Origin of the sequence: Roseibium sp. (assembly GCF_965233565.1) — a bacterium.
In the GTDB taxonomy this organism is placed as follows: domain Bacteria; phylum Pseudomonadota; class Alphaproteobacteria; order Rhizobiales; family Stappiaceae; genus Roseibium.
Genome location: NZ_OZ247494.1, coordinates 6058239 through 6084174, shown reverse-complemented (window position 1 = coordinate 6084174; position 25936 = coordinate 6058239). Strand labels below are relative to the sequence as shown.

Sequence of the window (25936 nt, the reverse complement as noted above, 5' to 3'; positions counted from 1 at the left end):
CCTTATTCTGCAGGGGCTGCGGAAGCCTGCGCAGCGGAGTTGTCTTCAGACGGCGGCTTGCGCTTGAAGAGGCGACCGATGCGCTCCAGGCCTTCCATGATGCCACCTGGCAGGAAGATCACGATCAGCATGAACATGATGCCAAGCGTCAGGTGCCAGCCCTTGCCGATGAAGGGATGGATGACGAACACTAGTGCGTCAGCCAGACCATCGGGCAGACCGGAGAACCAGCCATACAGAATGTTGTCGTTGATCTTGGAGAAGATGTTCTCGCAATACTTGATGAATCCTGCCCCCAGAACCGGACCGATCAGGGTCCCTGCTCCACCGAGAATGGTCATCAGGACAACCTCACCCGACGCGGTCCACTGCATGCGCTCTGCGCCGGCAAGCGGGTCCATTGCCACCATCAGGCCACCGGCCAGGCCGGCATACATGCCTGAAATCACGAAGGCTGCGAGGGTATAGGGCTTGCTGTTGAGGCCTGTGAAGTTCATCCGCTGCTGGTTGGATTTGACCGCGCGCAGCATCATGCCGAAAGGCGAGCGGAAGATCCGGACGGCGATGTAGAAGGCCACCATCATCACGACGGCACACAGATAGTAGCCGGCATTGAAGGTGAACAGCCATCCGCCCATTGACAGTTCGAAGCTCTCGCGCATCGGGAGGCCGAACAGGTTTGCCTGCGGAATGGAACCGTCAACCTGGCTGACCCCGAGAACCCGCGGGTCGTCCAGCGCCAGCTGGAGACCTGTTTCACCGTTGGTGATCGGCGTCAGGACCGAATAGGCCAGAGAAAACGACATCTGGGCAAAGGCCAGCGTCAGGATCGAGAAGTAGATGCCAGACCGCCGCAGGGAGATGTAGCCCACCAGAAGCGAGAAGAGACCTGCAAACACGACGGACATGAAGATCGCCGGGATGACGTTCATCGTCAGCAGCTTCATCATCCAGACACCGGCGTAGGAGCCGACGCCGAGGAAGGCGGCATGACCGAAGCTCAGATAGCCGGTCAGGCCGAAGAGAATGTTAAAGCCGATCGCGAAAATGCCGAAGATCAGGAAGCGTTGCATCAGATCCGGGTAGCCGGCATTGAACTGAGCCAGCTCGGAGTTTTCCGGAAACGGATTCAGCAGGAAGGGGGCGAGCACCACAAGAACCAGCACAAGCAGGAACATAAAGGTGTCTTTTTTGTTGAGTCCCAACATGTTTTAGCTCTCCATGACACCCTTGCGGCCCATCAGTCCCCGCGGACGGGTCAGAAGGATCACGATGGCAACGAGATAGATGATGATCTGGTTGATGCCCGGAAGCAGAGCCACGACCTGCGCCATGGAGGCAAAGCTTTCCAGAATGCCCAGCAGGAAGCCGGCGAGCACCGCGCCCGGCAAGGAGCCCATGCCGCCGACGACGACCACCACGAAGCTCAGCACCAGGAAGTCCATGCCCATGTGATAGTTCGGCGAATTGATCGGCGCATACATCACGCCCGCAAGCCCCGCGACCACTGCCGCGAGCGCGAACATGAACGTGAAGCGCTTGTCGATGTTGATGCCCAGGAGCCCGACGGTCTGACGGTCTGCCATCCCTGCCCTGACCACCATGCCGAAGGTGGTGAACTGGAGGAACGCGAAGACCGCGCCGATGATACCAACGGCAAACAGGAAGTAGACGATACGCCAGTAGGGATAAATGATCAGGTTCGGATCCATGCCGACCAGAACACCGAAGTCCAGGCTGCCGGCGAACGCATCCGGTGCCGGCGTCGGGATCGGGTTGGCGCCATAGAAATACTTGATGATTTCCTGGAGAACGATGGCAAGGCCGAAGGTCACCAGGATCTGATCAGCATGCGGACGCTTGTAGAAATACTTGATCAGCCCCCGTTCCATGAACAGGCCGACAAGGGCCATGATCGGTATCGAGAACAGGATCGCGAGTGGCACCGACCAGTCGATGATCGCCGCCCCGGTCTCCGGCCCGAACCACGCCTCGACATAGGGCGTTTCGACCTTCAGCGGATTGCCAAGAAAGTCGGTGCGCTCAGGATCAACGGTGGTGAACGACAGAGACAGGAGACGGTTGAGGGTCACGGCACAGAAAGCGCCGATCATGAACAATGCACCATGTGCAAAGTTGACCACGCCTAGCGTGCCAAAGATCAGGGTCAGACCAAGGGCAATCAGCGCGTATGCTGAGCCTTTGTCGAGCCCGTTCAGAATTTGAAGAAGTATCGCGTCCATCGCTCTTCGCTCGGATCAGAAGCGCGTGCGGTCCCAGCCCTCAATCGCGCAAGTGTTTAAAGGATCAGGCAGGGCGGAAGACCGCCCTGCCTGTCTGAACATCGGATATTAAGCGCCCGGGTTACAGGTGCCGAGCTGGCCGCCAGCCATCTGCGGGTGGTTCGGATCATACGTGACCTGCTCCACCGGAGTGACTTCGACGATTTCCAGAAGGTCGAACTCGGAGGTCGGGTTTTCTTTACCCTTCACGACGAGAACGTCCTTGAAGCACTGGTGATCTTCGGCGCGGTACAGCGTCTTGCCGTTGCCCAGACCGTCGAACTCGTAACCTTCCAGGGCTTCGACAACGCCGCAGGGGTTGAACGTGCCTGCACGCTCGACAGCATCTGCATAGAGAAGCGCCTGGACGTAGCAGGTGTGTGCAGCCTGGCTCGGCGGGAAGCCGTATTTCTGGCCGAAGGACTGGACGAAGGCCTTGGAGCCCGGATCCTGGAGCGACCAGTGCCAGTTGGTGGACCCGAAGATGCCCTTAACGTTTTCACCGGCGCCCTTCGCCATCAGGCGGGAGTAGAGCGGAACGATGATCTCGAAGTTCTTGCCGTTGACGACCTTGTCGCGCAGACCGAACTGAACCGCGTTGGTCAGCGAGTTGACCATGTTGCCGCCGTAGTGGTTGAGAACGAGCACGTCGGCGTCGGACTGGAGCACCGGGGTGATGTAGGCCGAGAAGTCGGTTGCCGCGAGCGGCGTCTTGACGGTCTCGACGGTTTCCCAGCCCAGAGCCTCGGTGGATTCGCGCACGGCCTGCTCGGTGGTGTAACCCCAGTTGTAGTCTGCGGTCAGATGATAGGCCTTCCGGTCGGCGCCATAGGCGTTCTTCAGCACCGGTGCCAGTGCGGCGCCGGACATGTAGGAGTTGAAGAAGTGACGGAAACCATTGGCACGCTTGTCTTTACCCGTGGTGTCGTTGGAGTGGGTCAGACCCGCCATGAAGATCACACCGGCTTCCTGGCAAAGTGCCTGCACGGCCACGGCCACACCGGATGAGGAACCACCGGTAATCATGATGGCGCCGTCTTTTTCGATCATCGACTTCGCGGAAGCGCGCGCCGCATCGGACTTGGTCTGCGTGTCGCCCGTAACGAATTCCACTTTCTTGCCAAGGATACCGTTGCCCTTGAGAGCCTTGGACGAGAAGGTGTTCATCATGCCGCCGTCGCCACCACCGTTCAGGTGTTCAACGGCCAGCTGATAGGCGCGCAGTTCGTCGGCCCCCTCATCGGCATATGGACCGGTTTGCGGAACGTTGAAACCGAGTGTGACGGTCGAACCGGTCGGCTCGTTCAGATAACCTGCGGACCAGGCTCTGCTGGTGAAAATGGTCGGCGTTGCCAGAGCGGCACCGCCCAGCGCACCTGCACGCAGGATCGAACGGCGATTAAGGGGTTTGCGAATTAAGCTCATACTTTCCTCCCAGAAAGGCGCGGCGGTCCACCTCGGACACGCCTGCGAGTAGCTGTACAGCCGCAAGCAATTCTGGCCCGTTCCCCGTCCGGATGCCCGGCTCCTCTGCGCCAAAACTGCAAGCTGCGAAAACTGTAAGAAAAACAAATGCGCAACAGCAATACGACTATCGGAGCGCCCACTCCTCACAAGTCCTTATACTTTCGAAGTAATCGCGGCTAACCATTCCAAAAATGCCAAATACTTGCTGCGCCGCACCATTTTTTTTCTACACTGAATGCAGGGCGTTAGACAGGAACTCTGTCGCAACGCAAAATTACTTTGACGTAATGGTCAAAAGTCTGCAGCCGACGCACCTCTTAGACCAAAGTGCAAGACCATTTCGCCAAGTGAGGCCTGTCAAATTGACGATGCACACATGTGATAGCAAACAGGGATCAGAAATATGTCCCTGTCCCTGGTTGGATTCTTATGAGCCTGTTGAATACCCTCGAAGAGCTTCATGCACATTACGGCGTCGCCGGTGAGGCATCCTTGATCAAGGAGATTGATCATCTAAGTAACGCCTATCGGAAAATCGTTGAATCCTCTCGGTTTTGCGCACTAACAACCGTTGGGCCTGAAGGGTTGGACTGTTCACCACGTGGTGACGACGAACCTGTCGTCCGGATTCACGACCAGCAGACGCTGATGCTTCCGGACCGGCGCGGAAACAACAGAATCGATTCCCTGCGGAACATCATCCGTGATCCGCGCGTGTCGCTGATGTTCATGGTCCCGGGCTGGAACAATGTCTTGCGTGTGAACGGAAAGGCCGTGCTCTCGGTTGATGCAGATCTTCTTGCCTCGTTCGAAAAGGAAGGCAAACAGCCCCGGTCGGTGATCATCGTCACGATTGGAACCGTCTATTTCCAGTGCGCGCGCGCCATCATGCGCGCAGATCTCTGGAACCCGGACCGACGTGTTTCCAAAGGAGACTTGCCGACACCAGGCATGATCATGCAGGAAATCAAGGACAGCTTTGACGGCAAGAGCTATGATGACGCCTGGTTGGACCGCGCCCGGAAGTCAATGTGGTAAGTGCCATGATCACACGTCGCCAATTTGTGAAGCAGATAACGGTCCAGGCGGCCGCGCTTGCATCTGTACATTTGGGGAGCACAAGAGTGTCCAAAGCCGCTCACAACTTTGGCCTTCCGGAAGGATACTACGTTCCGGCCGAAGAAGACCGGCATGAACGCACTTTCATGCAATGGCCAGTCAACAGGACAGTCCATCCCGACAAATGGTTTTTGAAGGATCTGCAACAATCCATCGCAGACGTTGCCAATGCGATCGCGGACTTCGAACCCGTCGTGATGCTGATGGCCTCCCAATACCAGCCTGCTGCCCGCAAACTGCTTTCGCAGCAGGTACAAATCTGGGATATCCCGACAGATGATCTGTGGTGTCGGGATTCCGGTCCGCTGTTTGCCATCGATGGAAAAGGTGGGCTTGCAGTATCCGGCATCCGATTCAACGGCTGGGGCAACAAGCAGGTTCACGGTCAGGACGGGCGTGTCGCAAAAACGGTCGCAGACCGACTGGGCGTGGCGGTCTATGACAGCGGCCTTGTCGGTGAACCGGGTGGCGTGGAATGGGACGGAGCAGGAACGCTGCTTGCGCATGAGAGCTGCTGGGTCAATCCCAACCGCAACGATTCTTCCAAAGAAGACATCGAAACAAGGCTGCTTGCCGCCTATGGGGCTGACAGGATGATCTGGGCGCCGGGCGTTGCCGGCCTCGACATTACCGACGATCACATCGATGCGCTGGCAAGATTTGTGCGTCCTGGTACGGTGATCATACAGGTGCCCTATCCCGAAGACGACGACCCATTCTCGGTTTCGGCGCGCGAGACGCTGTCCATCCTTAAGAGTGCACGGGATGCGGCCGGTCGGAAGCTGGAAATTGTCGAGATCCCCTCCCCGGCGCAAACACGTGTCCAGTCAGATGAATTCGTGTCCTCCTATGTCAATTACTACGTCTGCAACGGTGCCGTGGTCTGTGCCGAATTCGGCGACCCGGAGACAGATCAGGAAGTTGCTGGCATTCTCGGCGAGCTTTACCCTGATCGCGAAATCGTCAGCCTGAATGTCGACCCGATCGGCGAAACCGGTGGCGGCATTCACTGTGCCACACAACAACAACCTGTAAGCCTATAAAACACCGATCCAGTCCCGTGCTTTTCGCAGCACTCAGAGCGACCGCAATTTCCCGGCAAAAAAGACCTCAAAGATCGCCTTCATTCCACCGCCTTGCCTTTGCCTGTCGATTTTTAACGGTGAGCCTTCCCAGTGACCCTTTCTCCTTTACTCGATGCCGGCTGGCTTGTTGCCAGCCATGCGGGCGCTGCACTTGTCGCTCTAATAACTGGCGTGTTTCAGCTGCGAGCGCCAAAGGGCACCCGTTCCCACAGAACCCTCGGATATCTGTGGTTCGCCCTGATGGTCTGGGTGTCCGGTTCAAGCCTCTTCATCTACACGATCCGTCTTTGGGGGCCTTTTAGTCCAATCCATATCCTGTCGCTGCTCACGCTGGTATTTCTGGCGGGCGGGATTCTTACAGCGCAAAGGGGACAAATTCGCGCGCACCGCTCCATCATGGTCCTCACCTTTACCGGGGCATTGGTGATTGCAGGGCTCTTCACGCTTTTACCCGGTCGCATCATGCATGAGGTGATCTTCGGTGGCTGAGGCCTGTCGCGCACAGTCTGCGGTTTTATCGGCGAAACCGTTTGTAATTTCGGGATGCTCCGGAGGCGGAAAATCGGCATTAATCACCGCGCTTGAAGCCAGAGGTCACTTCGTGGTGCCTGAGGCCGGCAGAAGGGTCGTTGCAACGGCGCTCAAGAATGAGACGGATGCACTGCCATGGGTCAACCCGGAAGCATTTGTCAGGGCCTGCGTCGCATTGCATCTCGCCGACTTAAAAGCACGACCGGACAGCTCAGGCCCGACTTTCCTGGACAGGTCTCTTGTGGACGTGATTTCCTTCTTGCGTTTCAAGTCACTTCCGGTTCCAAAAGATCTCGCCTCGTTGCTGACGCCTGCCCCTTATGCCATCTCCGTTTTCATGGCGCCTGTGTGGGCGGAGATATTTGTCAATGATGCGGAGAGACAGCACTCCCTGGAAGAGGCTGCAGCAGAGTATTGTCATTTGAGAAAAAGCTATCTGGCTCTCGGATACAGGCTGATTGACCTTCCACGCGTGTCCGTGACAGAACGGGTGGAGTTTGTCGAAGACAGATCCCGCATGTGATCAGGCCAATCGCTCCCCTTGGCTTCAATAGGTGGCCACGCCATATCAGACTTCTACTGTCTCAACTCCGCTGAGGATTTCATGACCGCCAACCCGCTTCTCGAAGACTGGACAACGCCTTTTCAGCTCCCTCCTTTTTCACAGATCGAGCCAAGCCATTTCGAAGAGGCGTTTGATGCCGCCATGTCCGAAGCACGGGCGGAGATCGATGCCATTGCAAATCAGGACGATGCCGCGACCTTTGAAAATACGGTTATTGCCCTGGAAAAAAGCGGAGAAGCCCTGACCCGTGTTGCCCGCACTTTCTTCAACCTGACTGGCGCCCACACCAATGAGGATCTTCAGAAGATCGAACGGTCGGTGGCACCCAAGCTTGCGAAGCACGGTTCAGATACGCTTTTGAACGCGCGTCTCTATGCCCGGATCGCCGCTCTTTGGAATAACCGCGAAGCGCTGGGGCTGACTGCAGAAGATGATCGTGTTCTGGAGCGGTATCAGAAAATGTTTCAACGCGCTGGCGCCGGCCTGGATGAACCCGGCAAGACGCGGATGGCTGAGATCTCCCAAAAGCTGGCCACACTTGGAACGCGTTTTTCCCAGAACGTGCTAAATGACGAAGCAGACTTTCAGCTCGTTCTGGAGACAGAGGAAGACCGGGCCGGATTGCCAGACTTTTTGCTGACTGCAGCTGCTGAAGCCGCCAGGGAGCGCGGCCTGGACGGCAAGCATGTCATCACCTTGTCGCGGTCTTCGATCGAACCCTTTCTGCAGTTCTCAACAAACCGGTCTTTGCGCGAGGAAGCCTTCCAGGGATGGACTTCTCGCGGGGAAAAGGACGGTGACACGGACAACCGCGAGATCATTCGTGAAACGCTCTCATTACGCGCCGAAAAGGCGAACCTGCTCGGGTTTGCGAATTTCGCCGCTTACAAGCTTGATGACACGATGGCCAAGACGCCGGGCCACGTTCGGGACCTCTTGACAAGGGTCTGGGCGCCTGCGGTGGCTCAGGCACGTGACGAGGAAGACAAACTGGCTGAACTGGCGCGGCGCTCCGGCGAGAACCACTCCATTGAGCCCTGGGACTGGCGCTTCTACTCAGAAAAGGTTCGCAAGGAGGAACACGATCTCGATGAGGCGGAGCTGAAACCCTATCTGCAGCTCGACAACATCATCCAGGCGGCCTTCGATACGGCAACGCGGCTTTTCGGTGTTTCGTTTCGGGAGCTGCAAGGCCTGCCCGTCTATCATCCCGATGTTCGTGTCTTTGAAGTCCTCGACAAGCGCGGCAATCATGTTGGCCTGTTCCTGGGCGACTATTTCGCGCGCGCCTCGAAACGGTCGGGCGCGTGGATGAGCGCGTTCCGCTCGCAGCACAAACTGGACGGCAACGTCACGCCGGTCATCGTCAACGTGATGAATTTCTCGAAAGGAGCGCCCGGTGAGGCGACTCTCCTGACCTTCGATGATGCCCGGACCCTGTTCCACGAGTTCGGCCATGGGCTGCACGGCCTTCTGTCCGATGTGACCTACCCGATCATTTCCGGCACTGGCGTGGCGCGCGACTTTGTGGAGTTGCCGTCGCAGCTCTACGAACACTGGCTGTCACAACCAGACGTGTTGTCGAGGTTTGCGGTTCATTACAAGACCGGTGAACCAATGCCAGCTTCGCTGCTCGACAAACTGCTTGCAGCGGCCAACTTCAATCAGGGTTTTGCGACGGTTGAATACACGGCATCCGCCCTGGTCGATCTCGAACTCCATCTGCTGGAGAACCCTGGTTCACTCGATACGGCGGAATTCGAGAAGCAGCAACTTTCCGGCATCGGCATGCCAAAGGCGATCACGATGCGCCATCGCATACCGCATTTCCAGCATGTCTTTTCCGGGGACGGCTACTCGGCCGGCTACTACAGCTACATGTGGTCGGAAGTCATGGATGCGGACGCCTTTGGCGCCTTTGAGGAAAAGGGCGATATCTTCGATACGGAGACGGCGAACAAGCTGCTGACCTTCATTTATTCGGCAGGCGGACGCCAGGATCCGGAGGACGCCTACGTCGCCTTCCGGGGCAGATCTCCCAAGATCGATGCCCTGCTCGAAAAGCGCGGCTTTGCAGCCTGATCCCGCGGCCGGCCATCTGGCCGGCCACCTGGCCCCGGCCAAACGGACCGTGACATCATGACCACTCAGCCTGACCTCTCCTCAAAGGCTCCAACCGCGAATCTCCTGCGCATCTGTTTGTTTCTGGCCGGGCTCTCGGGAGCTACTGGCGTTGCATGCCTTGCCCTGTCGGCGCACTCCAGTGCTTCGCCGCTCCTGGAAACGGCTGCGCAAGTCCTGCTGTTTCATGCACCCGTCTATCTCGGCTTCGGTGTCCTGGCGCAGGTCAGACGTGTCCTCCTATTGCGTTTTGCGTTGCTCCTACTCACCTCGGGCCTCTGTCTCTTCTGCGGCGACCTGTTGCTGCGTAGCTTCGCGAACCAGAGACTTTTCCCGATGGCCGCGCCGACAGGCGGCTTTCTTCTCATTCTTTCGTGGCTATCGGTGGCGCTTGGAGCTTTACGTGTTCGGCCCAAGTGACTAAAGCCTGTCGATGAGGTATTTCGGACGCGATTGACGAGCGAACCAGGAATTATTTTGTGACAGTTATAGCAAAACAATCTGACCGCGACCCGCAAACAGACGCGAACCACCTCGTTTCGACAGAAGAGTTCACGCCTCCCTATCCGTTTCGATATGAGAAGATGCCACCTGTCTGGAAATTGCTCGGCATGGCAAAACGGAACTTCCTGTCGATCTGGGGCATTGACGATTTCCAGAGCCGCTTGCGAAGCAAAAGGGTTTTCAGCCGCGAGCTTGTGGTTTGCAATCGCCCGGATGTTGTGCGCGAAGCCTTTCAGACCAACCACGAAATCCTGCAGCGCAAAACCCCGCAGATGCGGCATGCCCTGGAACCGCTCCTGGGCGACGGTCTGTTTATCAGCGACACCGAGACATGGGCAAAGCGGCGCAAAGTGGTTGCTCCCATCATTCATGGTTCAAGGGTCAAGGGTTTCGCCCCGATCATGATCGAGACAATCGATGAAAAGCGCGCCGAGTGGGCCGCGCGCGGCGAAGGCGCAGAGATCGATGCACTGGCCGACATGGCACATCTGACCGCAGAGATCATTTGCAGAACCATTTTTGGACGCCAGCTCGGCAAGGACTACGCCGCCGAAGTGGTCCAGGGTTTTTCAGACTACCAGCGGCATATTGACCAGATCGATCTCCTGTCCCTGTTTGGCCTTCCCGAATGGCTGCCCCGTTTCCGGGGCCGCGCAATCAAGAAGCCGGTCCAGAGGATCATGTCAGTCCTGGACGAAATCATCGAAAGCTATGAAGCCCAGAAACAAAAGGGCGAAGCCTCGGTAATCGGTGGACTTCTGGAAGCGCGTGACGACAACGGCACGCCGCTCAGCCGCAGCGCCATCATCAGCGAGGCCGCCGTGATTTTCATGGCGGGGCACGAGACCACAGCGAACACACTGGCCTGGGCCTGGTTCCTCCTGTCAAAATGCGACAAGACCAGATTACGACTGCAGGAGGAACTCGACACGGTTCTTGGCGGTCGAACTCCAACATTTCAGGATGTCGCGCAGCTGCCGTTCACCAAGGCGGTCATAGAAGAAACACTGCGCCTCTATCCCCCGGTTCCGATCCTGGGGCGTGAGGCTATGGCCGATACCACGATCGGTGGAACGCCGATTCCGAAGGGCTCGCTCGTAATGGTCGTGCCCTGGCTCATGCATCGCAACCCGGTTCTGTGGTCCAAGCCCGATGTCTTCGACCCGGATCGCTTTCTCGATCCGAAAGCCAAGAAGCCGAATAAATACGGCTACGTCCCGTTCAGCATCGGTCCACGGATCTGTGCGGGTCTGCAATTCGGCATGACAGAGGCAATTCTCAGCCTCGCCATTCTGGCCCAGGATTTTGAGCTCCGTCTGAAGGATGGGACCGATGTTCAACCCGTCGCCAGGCTCACCCTTCGCCCGGGCGACAATCTGCCCATGACGGTGCATCCGCGCAGCTCATGACCAAGACGTCCAAGCTGGAAGACATTCCCTTTGCCGAGACGATGGCCAGGGAACCGAAGGCCCCCCCTCTGCGCGATCTGGTATCCGGCAATGTCGACGCGCGCAGCGTTGCCGGGATCTATTGGCTCCGCCAGACAAAAGACGGTGTGCTCAACACCGTTTTTCACAATGTCTTGCGACTTTGCCCCAGCACTTTCGTGTCGAATTTCGGCCCGTTGCTCCAACCACTGATGCGTTGGTCCTACCGACAAAAGATCTTTCCGAAACGGATCGCCAGAAATTTCAGCGCTCTTACCGCCGGACGCTGGTCTGATCAGGAGGCAGAGACCAAGGCCTTGAACAGGTGGTGGCAGAATATCGCGCGTACCATTTCCGAATTCTGTATTGTCAATAGATTATGGAAAAGTTCTCGCATTGAACTTGAAGGCGAAGAGCACCTGAAAAGCGCCCAGCAACAAGGTGGCCCGGTCATCTTCACGTCCATGCATCTGGCAACCTGGGAAGCCCTGTTCGTTGCCATTCACGATGGGCTGTCCGGCCCGAGTGTCGGGCCATATCAACCGGAAACCAACCGGTTCAAGAACCGCATCATTCATGCAATCAGGCGCGAACGGAACCAGTATCTGTTTCCACCAGGGCAGCGCAGCGCCTATCTCTTGCGGCGTCTCATGACGAGCGGCCGCTATTCGATGACCATCTTCATCGACGAGGTCCGCGACAAGCAGGTGCACCTGCCCTGTTTCGGACGGCCGGCGCCGACAAAGGGAAACGCCGTCGTCGCGGTCAAAATCGCAAATGCGTGTAGCGGAACACTGCTGCCGGTCTATCTGACCCGCACTGGCCCCGCCCGTTTCAAGCTCGTCTTCATGCCTCCCATTGAGCGGCCGACCACCGAAAGTCCATATGAGGTTGCAGACACAGTGGCCGCTCTCAACGACGTGTTCGAGCCGATCGTGCTCCGCAATATCGAAGAATGGTACATGCTGGGCGAGTTGCGACTGCCGAAATCCTTCGAGAAAAGTTCCTACGCCAGGCAGCTCGCCGGGGAGTATGGCAACCGCGTCGACGCTTAGCCTCTCAGTCGCGCGGCATGCCAGGCGACGTGATCGCGGGCAAAACTCGAGACAAAATAGTAGGAATGATCGTAACCTTCCTGTAGCCGGAAAGTGTGCGCGGTTTTCGTTTCGCTCAGCGCCAATGCCAAAGCCCCAGGCTTCAGAAGATCATAGAACTGGTCATCAGCGCCCTGATCGACCAAAACGTCCCCGGCCCAGCCCTTGTCTTTCAAAAGCAACGTCGCATCGTGTCCCGCCCAGACCGTTTCGTCCGCACCAAGATAAGATCCAAGCTGCTTGCGCCCCCAATCCGACTGGGTCGGGTTGGCGATGGGGGCAAAGGCGGACAACGACTGGTAATGACCCGGGTACTTCATGGCCAGCGTCAACGCTCCATGACCACCCATTGAGTGGCCGGTGATGCCGTGATGCACCGAAATGTCGAATTTCTCGGTCACCAGATCCCGCAATTCGCTCGCCACATAGGTTTCCATCTGGAAATGAGGCGCCCACGGTGCCTCACTGGCGTTGACATAAAAACCGGCGCCCTGGCCAAGATCATAGGCCTCGTCATTGGCAATCCCGTCGCCGCGCGGGCTGGTGTCGGGAAACACAAGTGCAAGGCCGAACTCGGCAGCATGAGCCTGCAGTCCGGCCTTGGTCATCGCATTTTCGTGCGTGCAGGTCAGGCCGGACAGGTACCAAAGGCACGGCACCGGTCCGTTCGCGGCCTGCGGTGGCATGTAGACCGCAAAGGTCATCTCGCAGCCGCAGACTTCTGACGCATGGCTGTAGACGCCCTGCACACCACCAAAAGACCTGTTTTCAGAAAGGGTTTTCATCAAATGCCTCAAATCTCACTTTGTCATCCCGTGACTTGACCACGGGATCCATGCCGTTTCATTGGTCAAACAACAAACTTGTCCACCTATGACGAGCGAAACGGCATGGAATGCAGGATCAAGTCCTGCAACGGTGACGAACTAAACCGTGCCTTAGTGACTGGAACCGATCGATCAGTAGACGACAACCGACCGGATCGATTCGCCTGCATGCATCAGATCGAAGCCCTTGTTGATGTCTTCGAGCGGCATGGTGTGCGTGATCATCGGGTCGATCTCGATTTTGCCGTCCATGTACCAGTCGACAATTTTCGGCACATCGGTGCGGCCGCGGGCGCCGCCAAAGGCCGTGCCCTTCCAGACACGCCCGGTGACCAGCTGGAACGGACGGGTCGCGATTTCCGCACCGGCTGGCGCAACGCCGATAATGATGCTCTCACCCCAGCCCTTGTGAGCCGATTCCAGTGCCGTGCGCATGACATTGACATTGCCGGTGGCATCGAATGTGTAATCGGCGCCGCCCTTGGTCAGATTGACCAGGTAAGGCACCAGATCCTCTTCCACTTCACTCGGATTGACGAAATCGGTCATGCCGAACCGTTCCGCCATGGCCTTCTTGTCCGGATTGAGATCAACACCGACAATCTGGTCCGCACCGGCAAGGCGCAGGCCCTGGATCACGTTGAGACCGATGCCGCCGAGACCGAAGACAATCGCGCGTGATCCGATTTCCACCTTGGCCGTGTTGATCACTGCGCCTATGCCTGTGGTCACACCGCAGCCGATGTAACAGACCTTGTCGAAGGGCGCGTCCGGACGGATCTTGGCAAGGGCGATTTCGGGCACCACCGTGTAGTTGGCAAAGGTGGATGTGCCCATGTAGTGCAGAATCGGATCGCCGTCGAGCGTCGTGAAACGGGAAGACCCGTCGGGCATCAGCCCCTGTCCCTGGGTGGAGCGGATCGCCTGACAGAGATTGGTCTTCGGGTTCAGGCAGTACTCGCAGCTCCGGCATTCCGGTGTATAGAGCGGAATCACGTGATCGCCCGGTTTCAACGTGGTGACACCCGGTCCGACTTCGACGACAACACCGGCGCCTTCATGCCCGAGAATCGCGGGAAACAGACCCTCCGGGTCGGCACCAGACAGGGTGAATTCATCCGTGTGGCAAATGCCGGTGGCCTTGACCTCGACCAGCACCTCGAAGGCGCGCGGTCCTTCCAGGTTCACGGTGGTGACTTCGAGCGGTTTTCCGGCCCCTACGGCCACGGCGGCACGAACTTCCATGGATGGATCTCCCTGATTAATCTGTTGGTCCGAGAGTTACTCCGCATGAGATCAAATGCAAGAACCGAAGCGGCATCCTGTGTCGGGTTTGCGCAATGACACCGTTTTTCCGGTAAACTCCAGGCACTTCATTTCCGGCTCACAGACACGTTTTCGAGCCGAAACCGGCTGTTTTTCCGGTCAGATCGACAAGGTTCGACACCCATGTCGCATTCTGACAAGCTTGCGACTGAAACCTTATACGCATCCCTGGGCCCAATCGTGAATATGCCCCACAATGGACTGCACCCGCCCGAAGCCGGTAGGGTCACTGTTCACATTTCGAACCACACCGGTCCTGGAAATCTCGGGGTTAGCCCGACACCAGGCCGGCAACGTGCGGAGCCGCTGCTTCATGAAGCGATATTCCTTCCTGGAACTGGCCAAAAATGCCTTTTCCGCGCACCAGAACTGGGGACGCCAATGGCGTTCGCCCGAGCCCAAGGCCGAATATGATGTCATCATCATCGGCGCCGGCGGCCATGGTCTGGCAACCGCCTATTACCTCGCCAAGGAACACGGCATTCGCAATGTCGGCGTGATCGAAAAGGGCTGGCTCGGCGGCGGCAACACGGGCCGGAATACCACCATCGTGCGCTCCAACTATCTCTGGGAAGAAAGCGCCGGGCTCTACAACCATGCCATCGACCTGTGGCAGGGCCTTTCGCAGGAGCTCAACTACAACGTCATGTATTCCGCCCGCGGCGTGATGATGCTGGCGCATACGGTGCACGACGTGCAGGTTGCCCAGCGACACATACACGCCAACCGGCTGGCTGGCGTCCAGAACGAGTGGCTGACGCCCGAACAGGCCAAGGAATACTGCCCGCCGCTGAACATTGAAAAGAATATCCGCTACCCCGTCATGGGCGCCGCCCTGCAGCGTGTCGGCGGTACCGCCCGTCACGATGCGGTTGCCTGGGGTTATGCGCGCGGAGCCGATGCACTTGGTGTCGACATCATCCAGAACTGCGCCGTCACTGGCATCCGCCGCGGTCAGGACGGCGCCGTCGAGGGCGTGGAAACGGCAAAGGGCTTTATCAAGGCCAAGAAAATCGGTGTTGTCGCGGCCGGTCACACGTCGACCGTCATGGACATGGCCGGTGTGCGCATGCCGCTGGAATCCTTCCCGCTGCAGGCACTGGTCTCCGAGCCGGTCAAACCGGCCTTTCCCTGCGTGGTCATGTCAAACACCATCCACGCCTATATTTCGCAGTCGGACAAGGGCGAGCTGGTGATCGGTGCAGGCACCGACCAGTTCATCTCCTATTCCCAGGCCGGCGGCATTCACATCTCCAACCACACGATCGATGCGATCTGCGAACTCTTCCCGCATTTCCGGCGCATGCGCATGTTGCGCAACTGGGGCGGCATTGTCGACGTGACGCCGGACCGGTCACCGATCCTGTCCAAGACCCCGGTCCAGGGGCTTTATGTGAATTGCGGCTGGGGCACCGGCGGCTTCAAGGCGACCCCGGGCTCCGGTCATGTCTTTGCGCATACGATCGCAAAGGACGAACCGCACAAGATCAACGCACCTTTCACCATCGACCGGTTCCGGACCGGCCGCCTCATCGACGAAGCGGCAGCAGCCGCCGTGGCACACTAAGGGGAGATGTCCAGATGTTAGTGGTTTACTGCCCTTATTGCGGCGTTGAACGCCCGGAAACGGAGTTTTCCTGCCGCGGTGAAGCGCATATCGCACGCCCGAATGACCCCACGCAGGTCAGCGACGAGGACTGGGTCAACTATCTCTACATGCGCACCAACACCAAGGGCGTCTATGCCGAGCGCTGGCGACACATTCACGGATGTGGCCGCTTCTTCAACGCAGTTCGCGACACCGTCAGCGACAAGTTTCTGACATTCTACAAGGCCGGAGAGCCGATGCCGGACCTTGAAGCGCTTGCCAAGGAGGCCGGCAAATGAGCCAGCCATTCCGTACAGAAAAAGGCGGCCGGATCGACCGTGCCGAACAGCTCACCTTCACTTTTGACGGCGAGGAAATGCAGGGCCACAAAGGCGACACGCTCGCCTCCGCGCTGCTCGCCAACGGCGTGCATCTCGTCGGTCGTTCATTCAAGTATCACCGGCCGCGCGGCATCGTCTCTGCCGGATCTGAAGAACCGAACGCGCTGGTCGGTATCTATCGCAACGGCGACCAGACCCCGAACCTGCGCGCCACTCAGGTCGAACTCTATCAGGGACTGGAAGCGATTTCGCAGAACCGGTTCCCGTCGCTCGGCTTCGATGTCGGCGCCGTCAACGACATGCTGTCCCCTCTGTTCCCGGCCGGTTTCTACTACAAGACCTTTATGTGGCCGAAAGCCTTCTGGGACCGTGTCTATGAGCCGATCATCCGCGCGGCGGCCGGCCTCGGCAAACCGCCGAAAAACCCGGACCAGGATTTCTACGGCAACATCTATGCCCATTGCGACGTACTCGTTGTCGGATCCGGCCCGTCCGGTCTGGCGGCCGCTCTTGCAGCAGCTGAAACCGGCGCAAAGGTCATGCTGTGCGACGAACAGGCCGAATTCGGCGGCTCGCTGTTGAGTGAAGCCGGCGCCAGCATCGACGGGAAGGAGCCCACAGAGTGGGTCGGCGAAACCATCACCAAGCTGGCCGGCATGGACAATGTCACGCTGCTGCCGCGCACAACGGCGTTCGGCTATTTCGCACATAACTTCATCGCGCTTGCCGAACGCGTGACCGAACACCTTTCCAATCCCGATCCGAAACTGCCGCGCGAGCGGCTGTGGCAGGTGCGGGCCAAGGAAGTCGTGATCGCCGCCGGCGCCATCGAGCGGCCGATGGTGTTCCCGGAAAACGACCGTCCGGGCATTCTCATGGCAGAGTCCGGCCGGACCTATCTCAACCGCTACGGCGTGAAGGTCGGTCACAAGGTGCTCGTCACGACGGCCTGCGACACCGCCTGGCAGGCAGCCTTCGACCTGAAGGATCATGGCGTAGATGTCGTCGCGATCGCGGACATGCGCGAAAACCCGCCGGAAAACCTGATCTCGATCGCCCAGGCACGCGGTATCCGCGTGGAAGCCGGCTGTGTTGTCACAGGAACGCTTGGCCGCAAACGCGTGAAAGCCGCGTTGCTCGGCAAACTGATGACATCCGGCAAAGTGGCCTCCGGCGGTCAGGTCGAGTGTGACGCTGTCCTGATGTCCGGTGGCTGGACACCGACTGTCAGCCTCTACTCCCAGTCCCGCGGAAAAGTGGTCTGGGATGCCGACAAGGGCGCTTATGTGCCCGGCAAGTCGGTCCAGAACGAACGCTCGACCGGGGCCTCAAAAGGCCTTTACGGGCTGCAGGCCACTTTGCAGGACGGCTACGCTGCCGGTGAAGAAGCCGCCAAGGCGGCGACCGGCAAGAGCGCCAAGGTCACCTATGCGGTTGCCACAGGCGGGGAAGCAGGTGCCGGCGGCACGCTCGGTGCCCTGCCGCATGACCGCAATGCGTCCCGCGTGAAGGCTTTTGTCGATTATCAGAACGACGTGACGGCAAAGGACGTCAAACTGGCCGTGCGCGAAGGCATGCAGTCCATCGAGCACATCAAGCGCTATACCACGACAGGCATGGCGACCGATCAGGGCCGCCTGTCCAACATGAACGCGCTGCAGATTGCTTCCGGTGCGCTGGACCGTCCGGTCACGGATGTGGGTCTGACCACATTCCGCCTGCCGTTCACGCCCACAACCTTCGGCCTGTTTGCGGGCGTCGCCCGCGGTGATTTCTTTGACCCGGTCCGCAACACCCCGTCTCACGACTGGGTGGTGGCCAATGGCGGTGTCTACGAGGATGTCGGCCAGTGGAAGCGGACCTGGTACTTCCCGAAAGACGGTGAAGACATGCATGCCGCCGTTGCACGGGAATGCAAGACTGCCCGTGAGAGCGTCGGCCTGTTCGATGCTTCCACGCTCGGCAAAATCGAAGTGGTTGGTCCGGATGCAGCAGAATTCCTGGAGCGGATGTACACCAATCCCTGGAAAAAACTGGCCCCCGGACGCTGCCGCTACGGCCTGCTCCTGAACGATGCCGGCTTCATCGTCGATGACGGCGTGATCGGCCGACTGGCGGAGGATCGCTTCCACGTGACGACGACGACCGGCGGTGCGCCGAGCGTTTTTGCCACCATGGAAGACTACCTGCAGACCGAATGGCCGGATCTCGATGTCTGGATCACCTCGACCACCGAGCAATTTGCCGTGGCCGCCGTCCAGGGACCGAAGGCCCGTGACGTCATTGCACCGTTCATCGAGGGCATCGACCTTTCCCCCGAGGCGTTCCCGCATATGAGCGTCAAGGAAGGCACGTTCTGCGGCGTTCCCTGCCGTCTGTTCCGCATCTCCTTCACCGGTGAACTCGGTTTTGAGATCAACGTGCCGCGCCGCCATGGCAAGATGATGTGGGAGACGCTGGCCAAGGAAATCGAAAAGCACAACGGTACCGTCTACGGCACGGAAACCATGCACGTCCTGCGCGCCGAGAAAGGCTACATCATTGTCGGCCAGGACACGGACGGCACTGTTACCCCGCAAGACGCGGGCATGAGCTGGGCGATCGGCAAGAAGAAGCACGACTTCGTCGGCAAGCGTGGTCTGGAAAGGCCGGATCTTGTTGCCGAGAACCGGAAACAGTTCGTCGGCCTCCTGACCAAGGATCCGAAGGTCAAGCTGGAGGAAGGCGCACAGATCACGGTTGCGGAGAACCCGGCCACCGGCACAGCGGCCGAAGGCCATGTGACCTCGTCCTATTACAGCCCCGCGCTTGACCGGAACATCGCGCTGGCGATCGTCAAGAACGGACACGCGCTGGAAGGCAAGACCCTTTATGTGCCCATGCCGACGGGCAGCATTCCGGTCGAAGTGACCGGACCGGTGTTCTATGACAAGGAAGGAGCACGCATCAATGTCTGATCTCGTGGCAAATGACCTGATCACGCCGGACGCCGGCGAAACCCCGCTCCTCAGCCTGCCAGACGTGTCGATCCTGAAGGCAGTGCCTGTCACCCGCCTCTCCTATCGCGGCCGGGAAGCCTCTCTCAAGGCGGCGGGCGAGGCCTTTGGTGTGTCGCTGCCAGTCAAGCCACTGGCCTGCGAGACAGCCCCGAAACGGGCGGCCCTCTGGATGGGGCCGGATGAATGGACCTTGCTGGCTCCTGAAGAGCAGCTCGACACAGTCTTCCAGGCGATCGAGAGCAAACTTGGTGACACACCTCACGCCCTGGTGGATGTGTCCCATCGTTCGCTGGCCGTGATCGTCAGCGGCAGCAAGGCCGAGTGGCTGCTCAACACCGGCATCTTCATCGACCTGACGCTGGACGCCTTTCCGGTCGGCACCGTCACGCGAACCATCTTCCACAAGGCACCGGTGCTGCTCTGGCGCACCGGACCGGACACGTTCATGGTCGAGGCCTGGGTGTCGTTCATGGACTATGTTTCCGGCCTTCTGGTACAGTCGGCACAGGAACTGCAGGCCGCATAAACACGGCCCGAAACACCACATCTTAACAAAGCCCTGCAATCCTTGCGGCCCCTCAGGTTCTGCAAGGATTGCCGTTCATGTCCGATCACGTCCCAAAACAGCTTCGACTGGCGGAACTGCTCGGCGCTCTCAGCCACGCTCTCGATATCACCGAAGGCCAGCCACGCGGCCATTGCGTGCGGTGCTGCTGGATTGGCATTCATGTCGGCCGGCAGATCGGATTGAGTGACGCCCTCTTGAGCGATCTCTACTACACGCTGCTTTTGAAGGACCTCGGCTGTTCGAGCAATGCTGCCCGGATCTGCGAACTTTACCTGACAGACGACCTGACCTTTAAACACGACTACAAGACCATCAGCGACAGTCTGCCGGCCGCGCTCCGCTTCGTGCTCGGCCATACCGGGCTGAAACACGGTTTTGCCGAGCGCGTGCGGGCCATCGTCAACATCCTGCAAAATGGCGGGGACATTGCCAACGAGATGATCGAGACGCGGTGCCAGCGCGGTGCCGACATCGCCCGGCAAATGCACTTCTCGGAACCGGTCGTTGACGGCATCTACAGTCTGGATGAGCATTGGGACGGTGGTGGTCGTCCCACCGGTCTGAAAGGTACCACGATCCCGGTCTTCGCCCAGGTTGCCCTGCTGGCGCAGGTGATGGACGTCTTTCAGGTCCATTCCGGCCCCGACGGCGCACTCCAGGAACTGCGAGACCGGTCTGGCAGCTGGTTCGATCCGGCTCTGGTGGAAGCTGCAGAAATTGTTGCCCGCGACCCGGACTTCTGGACGACGCTGCATTCCGAGGGGATCGATGCCGTCGTCTATGGCCTGGAACCGGCTCAACATCTCCGGTTTGCTGACGAGAACCAACTGGATGACATCGCCCACGGATTTGCGCTTGTGATCGACAGCAAGAGCCCGTTCACGGCCGGGCACAGCGAACGGGTCACCCTTTACACCGACATGATCGCGGAAGAGCTGGGATATGGCACCCGTGACCGGCAGCTTTTAAAACGCGCCGCCCTTTTGCACGATATCGGGAAGCTCGGGGTCAGCAATTCGGTGCTCGACAAACCCGGCAAACTCGATGATCAGGAATGGCAGCAGATCCGCATGCACCCGGTCTATTCCGACGAAATCCTCTCCCGGATCGAGAGCTTCGCCGAGCTGTCACCGATTGCGCGCGGACATCATGAAAAACTGGATGGCCGCGGCTATCCTGACGGTCTAACGGCGAGTCGGATCTCCATGGAAACGCGGATCGTGACCACCGCCGACATTTTCGATGCCCTCACAGCCGAAAGGCCGTATCGCGGGCCAATGCCCTTGCCCAAGGCTCTCGGCATCATGGAAGGAGATGTCGGCTCCGGTCTCGACAAGACCTGTTTTGACGCCCTGAAGAAAGCAACCGAACGCATGGACCAGCACAAAGCTGCCTAAATTTGCCGCAATAGAGGCTGCCACCCGTCATCCCGCTTGCATCTGCCCCCAAACGCCCGCCATACCTGACTGACATGCTGAAAATCGGATCCTACAACATACAGAAGGCCATCGGTGTCGATGCCCGCCGCCGTCCGGACCGGACGCTGAAAGTCATCCAGGAACTGGATTGTGACATCCTGGCCCTGCAGGAAGCCGACAAGCGTTTCGGGCCTCGAGAAAGCACCATCGATCCGCAAAGCATTCTTGCGGAAACCGATTACCGGCCAGTGCCTTTTGCCACGCGGGACCGCAGCCTCGGCTGGCATGGCAATGCCATTTTGGTCCGCAATTCGATTGGAATTCTCGACCATCGTCGGATCGACCTGCCGAAACTCGAACCACGCGGCGCTGTCGCCGTTGATCTGCAGGTTGGTGGTGAAAGGATCCGGGTCGCCGCCATGCATCTCAGCCTGGTCGGCCATTTCCGCAAGAAACAGATCAGCTCGCTGATGCACCAGCTGCACGAACATCTCGACTACCTGCCGACCGTCCTGATCGGCGACCTGAACGAATGGCGGGATACGGCCGGCAGCATCAAGCTGTTCGAGCAACATTACGAGGTGACGACGCCCGGCCGGAGTTTCCCCAGTCCCCTGCCGGTCGGCAGTCTGGACCGGATCATCACCAGCCCCGAATTCACCGTGGAGAAGGCAGGCGTTCACAAGTCCAAGACGGCGCGCGTCGCTTCGGATCATTTACCGGTCTGGGCCCATCTGACGCTTGAACCGGCAGGACATCTGGCGTCCCGCTAGACAGCCAGGTATTCGTCAACCGATGAGCTTGATCATCACGAAATAAAGCGCGCCGGACAAGACCGCCGCGGCCGGAACGGTCACGATCCATGCAGCAACGATGGTCATGAAATGGGCCCGCCGAACCAATTGACGACGGGCTTGTTCCTCGCGATTGCGGATTGGTCGAACCTGCCGGCCACCAGATGGTTGGTGCTTGTTCACATAGTCAAGGCGCCGCTTGGAGCGTTCGGTGTACCATTCCCGGAAAAACCCGACGCCGAAGACAGCACCAACTGCAATATGAGTGGAACTGACCGGCAAGCCGAGACCGGAGGCAATGATGACCGTGATGGCCGCTGACAGGGACACGCAATAGGCGCGCATCGGGTTGAGCTTGGTGATCTGCTGACCGACCATGTTGATCAGTTTGGGTCCGAACAACAGCAAGCCAAACGAGATGCCGAACGCGCCGACCGCCATGACCCAGAGCGGAATGCTCACCTTGGTCGCCACTTCTCCCAGTTCGGCGGTGTGAACGATGGCAGCAAGTGGCCCCACCGCATTCGCCACGTCATTTGCTCCATGAGCGAAGGAGAGCAAAGCCGCCGAACACACAAGGGGAATGGAAAACAGGATGCGCAGGGACTGGTTTCGATTTTCTAGTCCCTGTGACTGCCGGTTAATGAGGGGGCGCACCGCGAACCAGACCGCAAGGCCGACAAGGCTCCCCAGCACCAAGGACAGCGGAAGATCGATCTTGATGATCTTCTTGAGCCCTTTCAGGGCGAGATAGCTGGCAAAGGCCCCGGCCATGACGCCGATCAGGACCGGCACCCATTTGCGCGCTGCTGCGATCTTGTCGTCCTGGTAGATGATGAAGGACTTGATGAAGGCGAGAAAACCGGCTGCGATCAGGCCGCCAAGAAACGGCGAAATCACCCAGCTGGCAGCAATGCTGCCCATCGTCACCCAATTGACCGCGCCAAATCCGGCTGCTGCAATGCCCGCCCCCATCACGCCGCCGACAATGGAATGGGTGGTGGATACCGGGGCGCCGATCCAGGTGGCGAGATTGATCCAGAGCGCTGAAGAGACGAGAGCTGCCATCATCGCGGCCATGAACACGCTGGAACTGGCAATCGAATCCGGACTGATAATGCCCTTGGAGATCGTCCCGACAACATCTCCGCCGGCGATCAGCGCACCGGCACTTTCGAAGACGGCCGCGATGATCAGCGCCGTCACCAGCGTCATGGCGCGTGACCCGACGGCCGGGCCAACATTGTTGGCAACGTCGTTGGCACCGATGTTCAGTGCCATGTAAGCACCAATGGCGGCAGCTGCGACGATGACGACCGCGCCAGGCGTTCCGGACATGGATGCCCCTGCCCCCAACGCACAAAGCACAATGAACACCAGTGCGATACCAGGCGCGATCAGCCCGCGCCCGAGAGACCCGGCCGCCTCTTCCATGTAGCTGAACTTGTCGAGATCCTTGTCGAGCGTCGGCTTCTTCAAATTCCGCATGGCAATCCAGTTCACGGCTTACCGGCATCCTGTCGGAGACACCGGACGGTCTCGTTTGGCGTTTGCCTTAAACAATCGCTCGCAAAGGTCAACCGGAAGCGCGTGGAACGGGCAGATTTTCTTAGCCGTATAAGCGATTAAGCTTACGAAAGACGTCCATCAGCCCAGGCTCACTGGTCATTCTGACAGCATCCTTGATCGATACCCATCGAACGTCGCGCTCTGCCGAGTCGGGAAACTCTTCCGTTTCACTTTCGACATCGACCAGGAACACAAGAATTTCCGTTCGCAGTTTCAAACCCGCCTCACCGCCCTTGTAGGAGGAAAAGCTGGCAAAGGGATTCTTGTGCACCCTGCCGGTCACACCGGCTTCCTCAAACGCTTCGATTGCCGCAGTTCGATGGGCTCTCCGGGAGAGGATGGGCCACCCTTTTGGCAAGATCCAGCGGCGTGTCGATTTTGAGGTGACCAGCAGCACCTCTACCTTGCCCTCTCGCATGCGGTGGCAAAGGGCCGCGATCTGCAAGCGCGCCGGCCGACGAAACATCGCGAGAACGCTTTGCAAAAGAGAAGGTCTGTAGTCCGGTCCTGAATACGAAAATGCCATGATGTCTATTTGGATTTGTTTGTCTGAACCCTGAAGGATACCAGAAACACGCCATCAAGAAAATGCACTGAGTGCTCTTTTAGCCCTAACGCTCACCGGGTTGGTGGCCCCAACCAAATGGCCCGGCATTCGCTCAACGCTCCTGGCGCGATTGGTCAACCGACTGACATCACAAGGCTCAACAGGTGAAACAGGCCCGCGGCCAGCATGGCTGACGCCGGCACCGTGACAGCCCAGGCCGCCACAATCGTGAGCAGGTTGGCGCGTCGCACCAGCAGTCTGCGCCGGCGTTCTTCCCGGTTCTTCAAGAACCTGCGCGGCTTCATCACACCGTTTTCGGCGTAATAGCGGTTCCGGTACCATTCCCGGTAGAAACCAACGCCAAACAGGGCCCCAACCGCAATATGAGTTGAGGAGACCGGCAGGCCCAGAGCGGAGGCTCCCAGAACAGTGGCGGCCGTGGCCAGGGTGATGCAGAAGGCACGGACCGGGTTCAGCTTGGTGACTTTCTTGCCGACCACAGTGATGAGCCGCCGCCCGAACAGCAGAAGACCTGCGGAGATACCGAAGGCGCCGACAGCACTCACCCACAAGGGCACAACGGGGTTGAGAGAGCCCAGATACCAGAACACGAGATCCGGAAAGTCGGAGGACAGGCTGAGCACAATGGCCGCCAGGGGCCCGATCGCATTGGCAACGTCATTGGCCCCATGGGCAAACGACAACAGGCCGGCAGTCACCATCAGCGGAACGGCAAACAGGTTCCGGAGAGCGCGCGCACTGTCTTCCATCGCACCTGTCTGGGCATAGACCAAGCGCCGGTAGAGCGACCAGATCAGAAGGCCGATGACGACAGACAGCACTGGTGACACCCAGCCGGGAGCGGTGAAGAAACGATTGGACGTCTTGAGCATGATGAAAGCCGTGAACGTCGCCCCCATGAGACCGAGCAAAATCGGCAACCAGAACCGCGCGGCCACGATCCTGTTGGCGGTATAGACGACCCGGGCATTGATGAACGCAATGAGGGCTGCCCCGATGATGCCTCCCAGTACCGGCGTAAACACCCAGGAAGCTGCAATCGTCGACACCGTGGTCCAGTTGATGGCGCCAAAGCTGCTGGCTGCAATCCCGGCTCCGACCACGCCCCCGATAATCGAATGGGTCGTCGACACCGGCGCCCCGATAACCGTCGCAAAATTGATCCAGAGGGCAGCTGCGGCCATCGCCGTCAGCATCGCCTGCATGAAGACATAATTGTGCGGAACATCGGACGGGCTGAGGATCTGGCTGGAAACCGTCGTCACGACGCTACCGCCAGCCAGGAGTGCTCCCGCACTCTCGCAGATTGCCGCCAGTACAAGCGCTCCGCCGAGCGTGATCACGCGTGCGCCGACCGCCGGCGCAACATTGTTGGCAACGTCATTCGCCCCGATATTGAGTGCCATGTAGCCGCCGATCGCGCTGGCAGAGACAAGGATCACGATGTCGGAAAAGTCGTCCGAGACGACCTGCGTTGCGGCCACGGCGGCGCACAGGCCCAGAAAAATCACAGCGAGGCCGAGCCCGGTCAGCCGGCGTCCCATTGCTTCGGCTGCATCGCTCAAAAATCCCAGTCTGTCGAGATCCTTGTCCAGACCCTTCGATTTCAGGTCCCTGTTTGTCAGCACCCAGTCGGCCTCACCGTTTATTCCATTCTTGTTGTTCGCTGGATCCCAGGCGTTCATGAAATCGCCTGGAAATCCAAAGTCGCACGGCTTGGCGACAAAGATGCGTCATCATTGC

22 protein-coding genes are annotated in these 25936 nt (G+C 59.0%); 14 read left to right on the top strand and 8 right to left on the bottom strand.

What is annotated here, in order from left to right:
* Positions 1-2: 2 nt before the first annotated feature.
* From ACO6TG_RS27705 to ACO6TG_RS27695, 3 genes are all read right to left on the bottom strand, one after another.
* Complete coding sequence (locus ACO6TG_RS27705) at positions 3-1208, bottom strand: branched-chain amino acid ABC transporter permease (RefSeq protein WP_422376163.1); 1206 nt, start codon at positions 1206-1208, stop codon at positions 3-5.
* A 3-nt stretch (positions 1209-1211) separates the two neighbouring features.
* Positions 1212-2243 carry a branched-chain amino acid ABC transporter permease gene (locus ACO6TG_RS27700; protein ID WP_094070514.1) on the bottom strand — a complete coding sequence of 344 codons (1032 nt, stop codon included), beginning with the start codon at positions 2241-2243 and terminating at the stop codon, positions 1212-1214.
* A gap of 108 nt (positions 2244-2351) precedes the next feature.
* A complete protein-coding gene (locus tag ACO6TG_RS27695; protein WP_422376162.1) occupies positions 2352-3707 on the bottom strand; it encodes a substrate-binding protein in 1356 nt (451 codons plus the stop codon).
* Positions 3708-4178: 471 nt separating this feature from the next.
* Here ACO6TG_RS27695 and ACO6TG_RS27690 point away from each other — a divergent pair, with 471 nt between their 5' ends.
* The 8 genes from ACO6TG_RS27690 to ACO6TG_RS27655 all read left to right on the top strand — a co-directional run bounded on the left by ACO6TG_RS27690 (position 4179) and on the right by ACO6TG_RS27655 (position 12156).
* Positions 4179-4787, top strand: coding sequence for a pyridoxamine 5'-phosphate oxidase family protein (locus ACO6TG_RS27690; RefSeq protein ID WP_422376161.1), 609 nt, complete (start codon positions 4179-4181; stop codon positions 4785-4787).
* A gap of 86 nt (positions 4788-4873) precedes the next feature.
* Positions 4874-5911: an agmatine deiminase family protein gene (locus ACO6TG_RS27685; RefSeq protein ID WP_422376160.1), complete on the top strand. Its 1038-nt coding sequence runs from the start codon at positions 4874-4876 to the stop codon at positions 5909-5911.
* Positions 5912-6043: 132 nt separating this feature from the next.
* Complete coding sequence (locus ACO6TG_RS27680; protein WP_422376159.1) at positions 6044-6442, top strand: DUF2306 domain-containing protein; 399 nt, start codon at positions 6044-6046, stop codon at positions 6440-6442.
* Positions 6435-7007 (top strand): AAA family ATPase, encoded by a 573-nt coding sequence (locus tag ACO6TG_RS27675; protein WP_422376158.1) that lies wholly within the window; start codon positions 6435-6437, stop codon positions 7005-7007. The genes ACO6TG_RS27680 and ACO6TG_RS27675 overlap by 8 nt, the downstream gene beginning before the upstream one ends.
* A gap of 81 nt (positions 7008-7088) precedes the next feature.
* On the top strand, positions 7089-9131 hold the full coding sequence (locus tag ACO6TG_RS27670) for a M3 family metallopeptidase (RefSeq protein WP_422376157.1): 2043 nt from the start codon (positions 7089-7091) through the stop codon (positions 9129-9131).
* Positions 9132-9188: 57 nt separating this feature from the next.
* Complete coding sequence (locus ACO6TG_RS27665; RefSeq protein ID WP_422376156.1) at positions 9189-9590, top strand: DUF423 domain-containing protein; 402 nt, start codon at positions 9189-9191, stop codon at positions 9588-9590.
* 191 nt (positions 9591-9781) lie between these two features.
* Positions 9782-11083 carry a cytochrome P450 gene (locus tag ACO6TG_RS27660; protein ID WP_422376155.1) on the top strand — a complete coding sequence of 434 codons (1302 nt, stop codon included), beginning with the start codon at positions 9782-9784 and terminating at the stop codon, positions 11081-11083.
* Complete coding sequence (locus tag ACO6TG_RS27655; RefSeq protein WP_422376154.1) at positions 11080-12156, top strand: lysophospholipid acyltransferase family protein; 1077 nt, start codon at positions 11080-11082, stop codon at positions 12154-12156. Before ACO6TG_RS27660 ends, ACO6TG_RS27655 begins: the two co-directional genes overlap by 4 nt.
* Here ACO6TG_RS27655 and fghA read toward each other — a convergent pair.
* Both fghA and ACO6TG_RS27645 read right to left on the bottom strand, forming a co-directional pair.
* Entirely contained in the window at positions 12153-12980 is an 828-nt protein-coding gene (fghA, locus tag ACO6TG_RS27650; RefSeq protein ID WP_422376153.1) for an S-formylglutathione hydrolase, read from the bottom strand. The genes ACO6TG_RS27655 and fghA overlap by 4 nt on opposite strands.
* Positions 12981-13154: 174 nt before the next feature.
* Positions 13155-14267 (bottom strand): S-(hydroxymethyl)glutathione dehydrogenase/class III alcohol dehydrogenase, encoded by a 1113-nt coding sequence (locus tag ACO6TG_RS27645; RefSeq protein ID WP_094070506.1) that lies wholly within the window; start codon positions 14265-14267, stop codon positions 13155-13157.
* A gap of 394 nt (positions 14268-14661) precedes the next feature.
* Here ACO6TG_RS27645 and ACO6TG_RS27640 point away from each other — a divergent pair, with 394 nt between their 5' ends.
* The 6 genes from ACO6TG_RS27640 to ACO6TG_RS27615 all read left to right on the top strand — a co-directional run bounded on the left by ACO6TG_RS27640 (position 14662) and on the right by ACO6TG_RS27615 (position 22035).
* Positions 14662-15915, top strand: coding sequence for a sarcosine oxidase subunit beta family protein (locus tag ACO6TG_RS27640; RefSeq protein WP_422376152.1), 1254 nt, complete (start codon positions 14662-14664; stop codon positions 15913-15915).
* Between the two features lie 14 nt (positions 15916-15929).
* Complete coding sequence (locus tag ACO6TG_RS27635) at positions 15930-16235, top strand: sarcosine oxidase subunit delta (protein ID WP_422376151.1); 306 nt, start codon at positions 15930-15932, stop codon at positions 16233-16235.
* Positions 16232-19234 carry a sarcosine oxidase subunit alpha family protein gene (locus tag ACO6TG_RS27630; protein ID WP_422376150.1) on the top strand — a complete coding sequence of 1001 codons (3003 nt, stop codon included), beginning with the start codon at positions 16232-16234 and terminating at the stop codon, positions 19232-19234. Before ACO6TG_RS27635 ends, ACO6TG_RS27630 begins: the two co-directional genes overlap by 4 nt.
* Positions 19227-19802, top strand: a complete 576-nt coding sequence (locus ACO6TG_RS27625; RefSeq protein WP_422376149.1) for a sarcosine oxidase subunit gamma — start codon at positions 19227-19229, stop codon at positions 19800-19802. Before ACO6TG_RS27630 ends, ACO6TG_RS27625 begins: the two co-directional genes overlap by 8 nt.
* Positions 19803-19879: 77 nt before the next feature.
* Positions 19880-21241, top strand: coding sequence for an HD-GYP domain-containing protein (locus ACO6TG_RS27620; RefSeq protein WP_422376148.1), 1362 nt, complete (start codon positions 19880-19882; stop codon positions 21239-21241).
* Between the two features lie 74 nt (positions 21242-21315).
* Positions 21316-22035, top strand: a complete 720-nt coding sequence (locus tag ACO6TG_RS27615) for an endonuclease/exonuclease/phosphatase family protein (RefSeq protein WP_422376147.1) — start codon at positions 21316-21318, stop codon at positions 22033-22035.
* 15 nt (positions 22036-22050) lie between these two features.
* On the opposite strand, the gene ACO6TG_RS27610 is transcribed toward ACO6TG_RS27615, so the two are convergent.
* The 3 genes from ACO6TG_RS27610 to ACO6TG_RS27600 all read right to left on the bottom strand — a co-directional run bounded on the left by ACO6TG_RS27610 (position 22051) and on the right by ACO6TG_RS27600 (position 25878).
* On the bottom strand, positions 22051-23544 hold the full coding sequence (locus ACO6TG_RS27610; RefSeq protein WP_422376146.1) for an inorganic phosphate transporter: 1494 nt from the start codon (positions 23542-23544) through the stop codon (positions 22051-22053).
* A 121-nt stretch (positions 23545-23665) separates the two neighbouring features.
* Positions 23666-24070 carry an NUDIX hydrolase gene (locus tag ACO6TG_RS27605; RefSeq protein ID WP_422376145.1) on the bottom strand — a complete coding sequence of 135 codons (405 nt, stop codon included), beginning with the start codon at positions 24068-24070 and terminating at the stop codon, positions 23666-23668.
* A 236-nt stretch (positions 24071-24306) separates the two neighbouring features.
* Positions 24307-25878, bottom strand: coding sequence for an inorganic phosphate transporter (locus ACO6TG_RS27600; RefSeq protein WP_422376144.1), 1572 nt, complete (start codon positions 25876-25878; stop codon positions 24307-24309).
* Between the last annotated feature and the right edge of the window lie 58 nt (positions 25879-25936).

What these genes read in the sequence shown, in the direction of transcription:
- ACO6TG_RS27705 (WP_422376163.1), bottom strand. Translation starts at nt 1,208, where the DNA reads ATGTTGGGACTCAACAAAAAAGACACCTTTATGTTCCTGCTTGTGCTG.
- ACO6TG_RS27700 (WP_094070514.1), bottom strand. Translation starts at nt 2,243, where the DNA reads ATGGACGCGATACTTCTTCAAATTCTGAACGGGCTCGACAAAGGCTCA.
- ACO6TG_RS27695 (WP_422376162.1), bottom strand. Translation starts at nt 3,707, where the DNA reads ATGAGCTTAATTCGCAAACCCCTTAATCGCCGTTCGATCCTGCGTGCA.
- ACO6TG_RS27690 (WP_422376161.1), top strand. Translation starts at nt 4,179, where the DNA reads ATGAGCCTGTTGAATACCCTCGAAGAGCTTCATGCACATTACGGCGTC.
- ACO6TG_RS27670 (WP_422376157.1), top strand. Translation starts at nt 7,089, where the DNA reads ATGACCGCCAACCCGCTTCTCGAAGACTGGACAACGCCTTTTCAGCTC.
- ACO6TG_RS27665 (WP_422376156.1), top strand. Translation starts at nt 9,189, where the DNA reads ATGACCACTCAGCCTGACCTCTCCTCAAAGGCTCCAACCGCGAATCTC.
- ACO6TG_RS27660 (WP_422376155.1), top strand. Translation starts at nt 9,782, where the DNA reads ATGGCAAAACGGAACTTCCTGTCGATCTGGGGCATTGACGATTTCCAG.
- ACO6TG_RS27655 (WP_422376154.1), top strand. Translation starts at nt 11,080, where the DNA reads ATGACCAAGACGTCCAAGCTGGAAGACATTCCCTTTGCCGAGACGATG.
- fghA (WP_422376153.1), bottom strand. Translation starts at nt 12,980, where the DNA reads ATGAAAACCCTTTCTGAAAACAGGTCTTTTGGTGGTGTGCAGGGCGTC.
- ACO6TG_RS27645 (WP_094070506.1), bottom strand. Translation starts at nt 14,267, where the DNA reads ATGGAAGTTCGTGCCGCCGTGGCCGTAGGGGCCGGAAAACCGCTCGAA.
- ACO6TG_RS27640 (WP_422376152.1), top strand. Translation starts at nt 14,662, where the DNA reads ATGAAGCGATATTCCTTCCTGGAACTGGCCAAAAATGCCTTTTCCGCG.
- ACO6TG_RS27635 (WP_422376151.1), top strand. Translation starts at nt 15,930, where the DNA reads ATGTTAGTGGTTTACTGCCCTTATTGCGGCGTTGAACGCCCGGAAACG.
- ACO6TG_RS27630 (WP_422376150.1), top strand. Translation starts at nt 16,232, where the DNA reads ATGAGCCAGCCATTCCGTACAGAAAAAGGCGGCCGGATCGACCGTGCC.
- ACO6TG_RS27625 (WP_422376149.1), top strand. Translation starts at nt 19,227, where the DNA reads ATGTCTGATCTCGTGGCAAATGACCTGATCACGCCGGACGCCGGCGAA.
- ACO6TG_RS27620 (WP_422376148.1), top strand. Translation starts at nt 19,880, where the DNA reads ATGTCCGATCACGTCCCAAAACAGCTTCGACTGGCGGAACTGCTCGGC.
- ACO6TG_RS27615 (WP_422376147.1), top strand. Translation starts at nt 21,316, where the DNA reads ATGCTGAAAATCGGATCCTACAACATACAGAAGGCCATCGGTGTCGAT.
- ACO6TG_RS27610 (WP_422376146.1), bottom strand. Translation starts at nt 23,544, where the DNA reads ATGCGGAATTTGAAGAAGCCGACGCTCGACAAGGATCTCGACAAGTTC.
- ACO6TG_RS27600 (WP_422376144.1), bottom strand. Translation starts at nt 25,878, where the DNA reads ATGAACGCCTGGGATCCAGCGAACAACAAGAATGGAATAAACGGTGAG.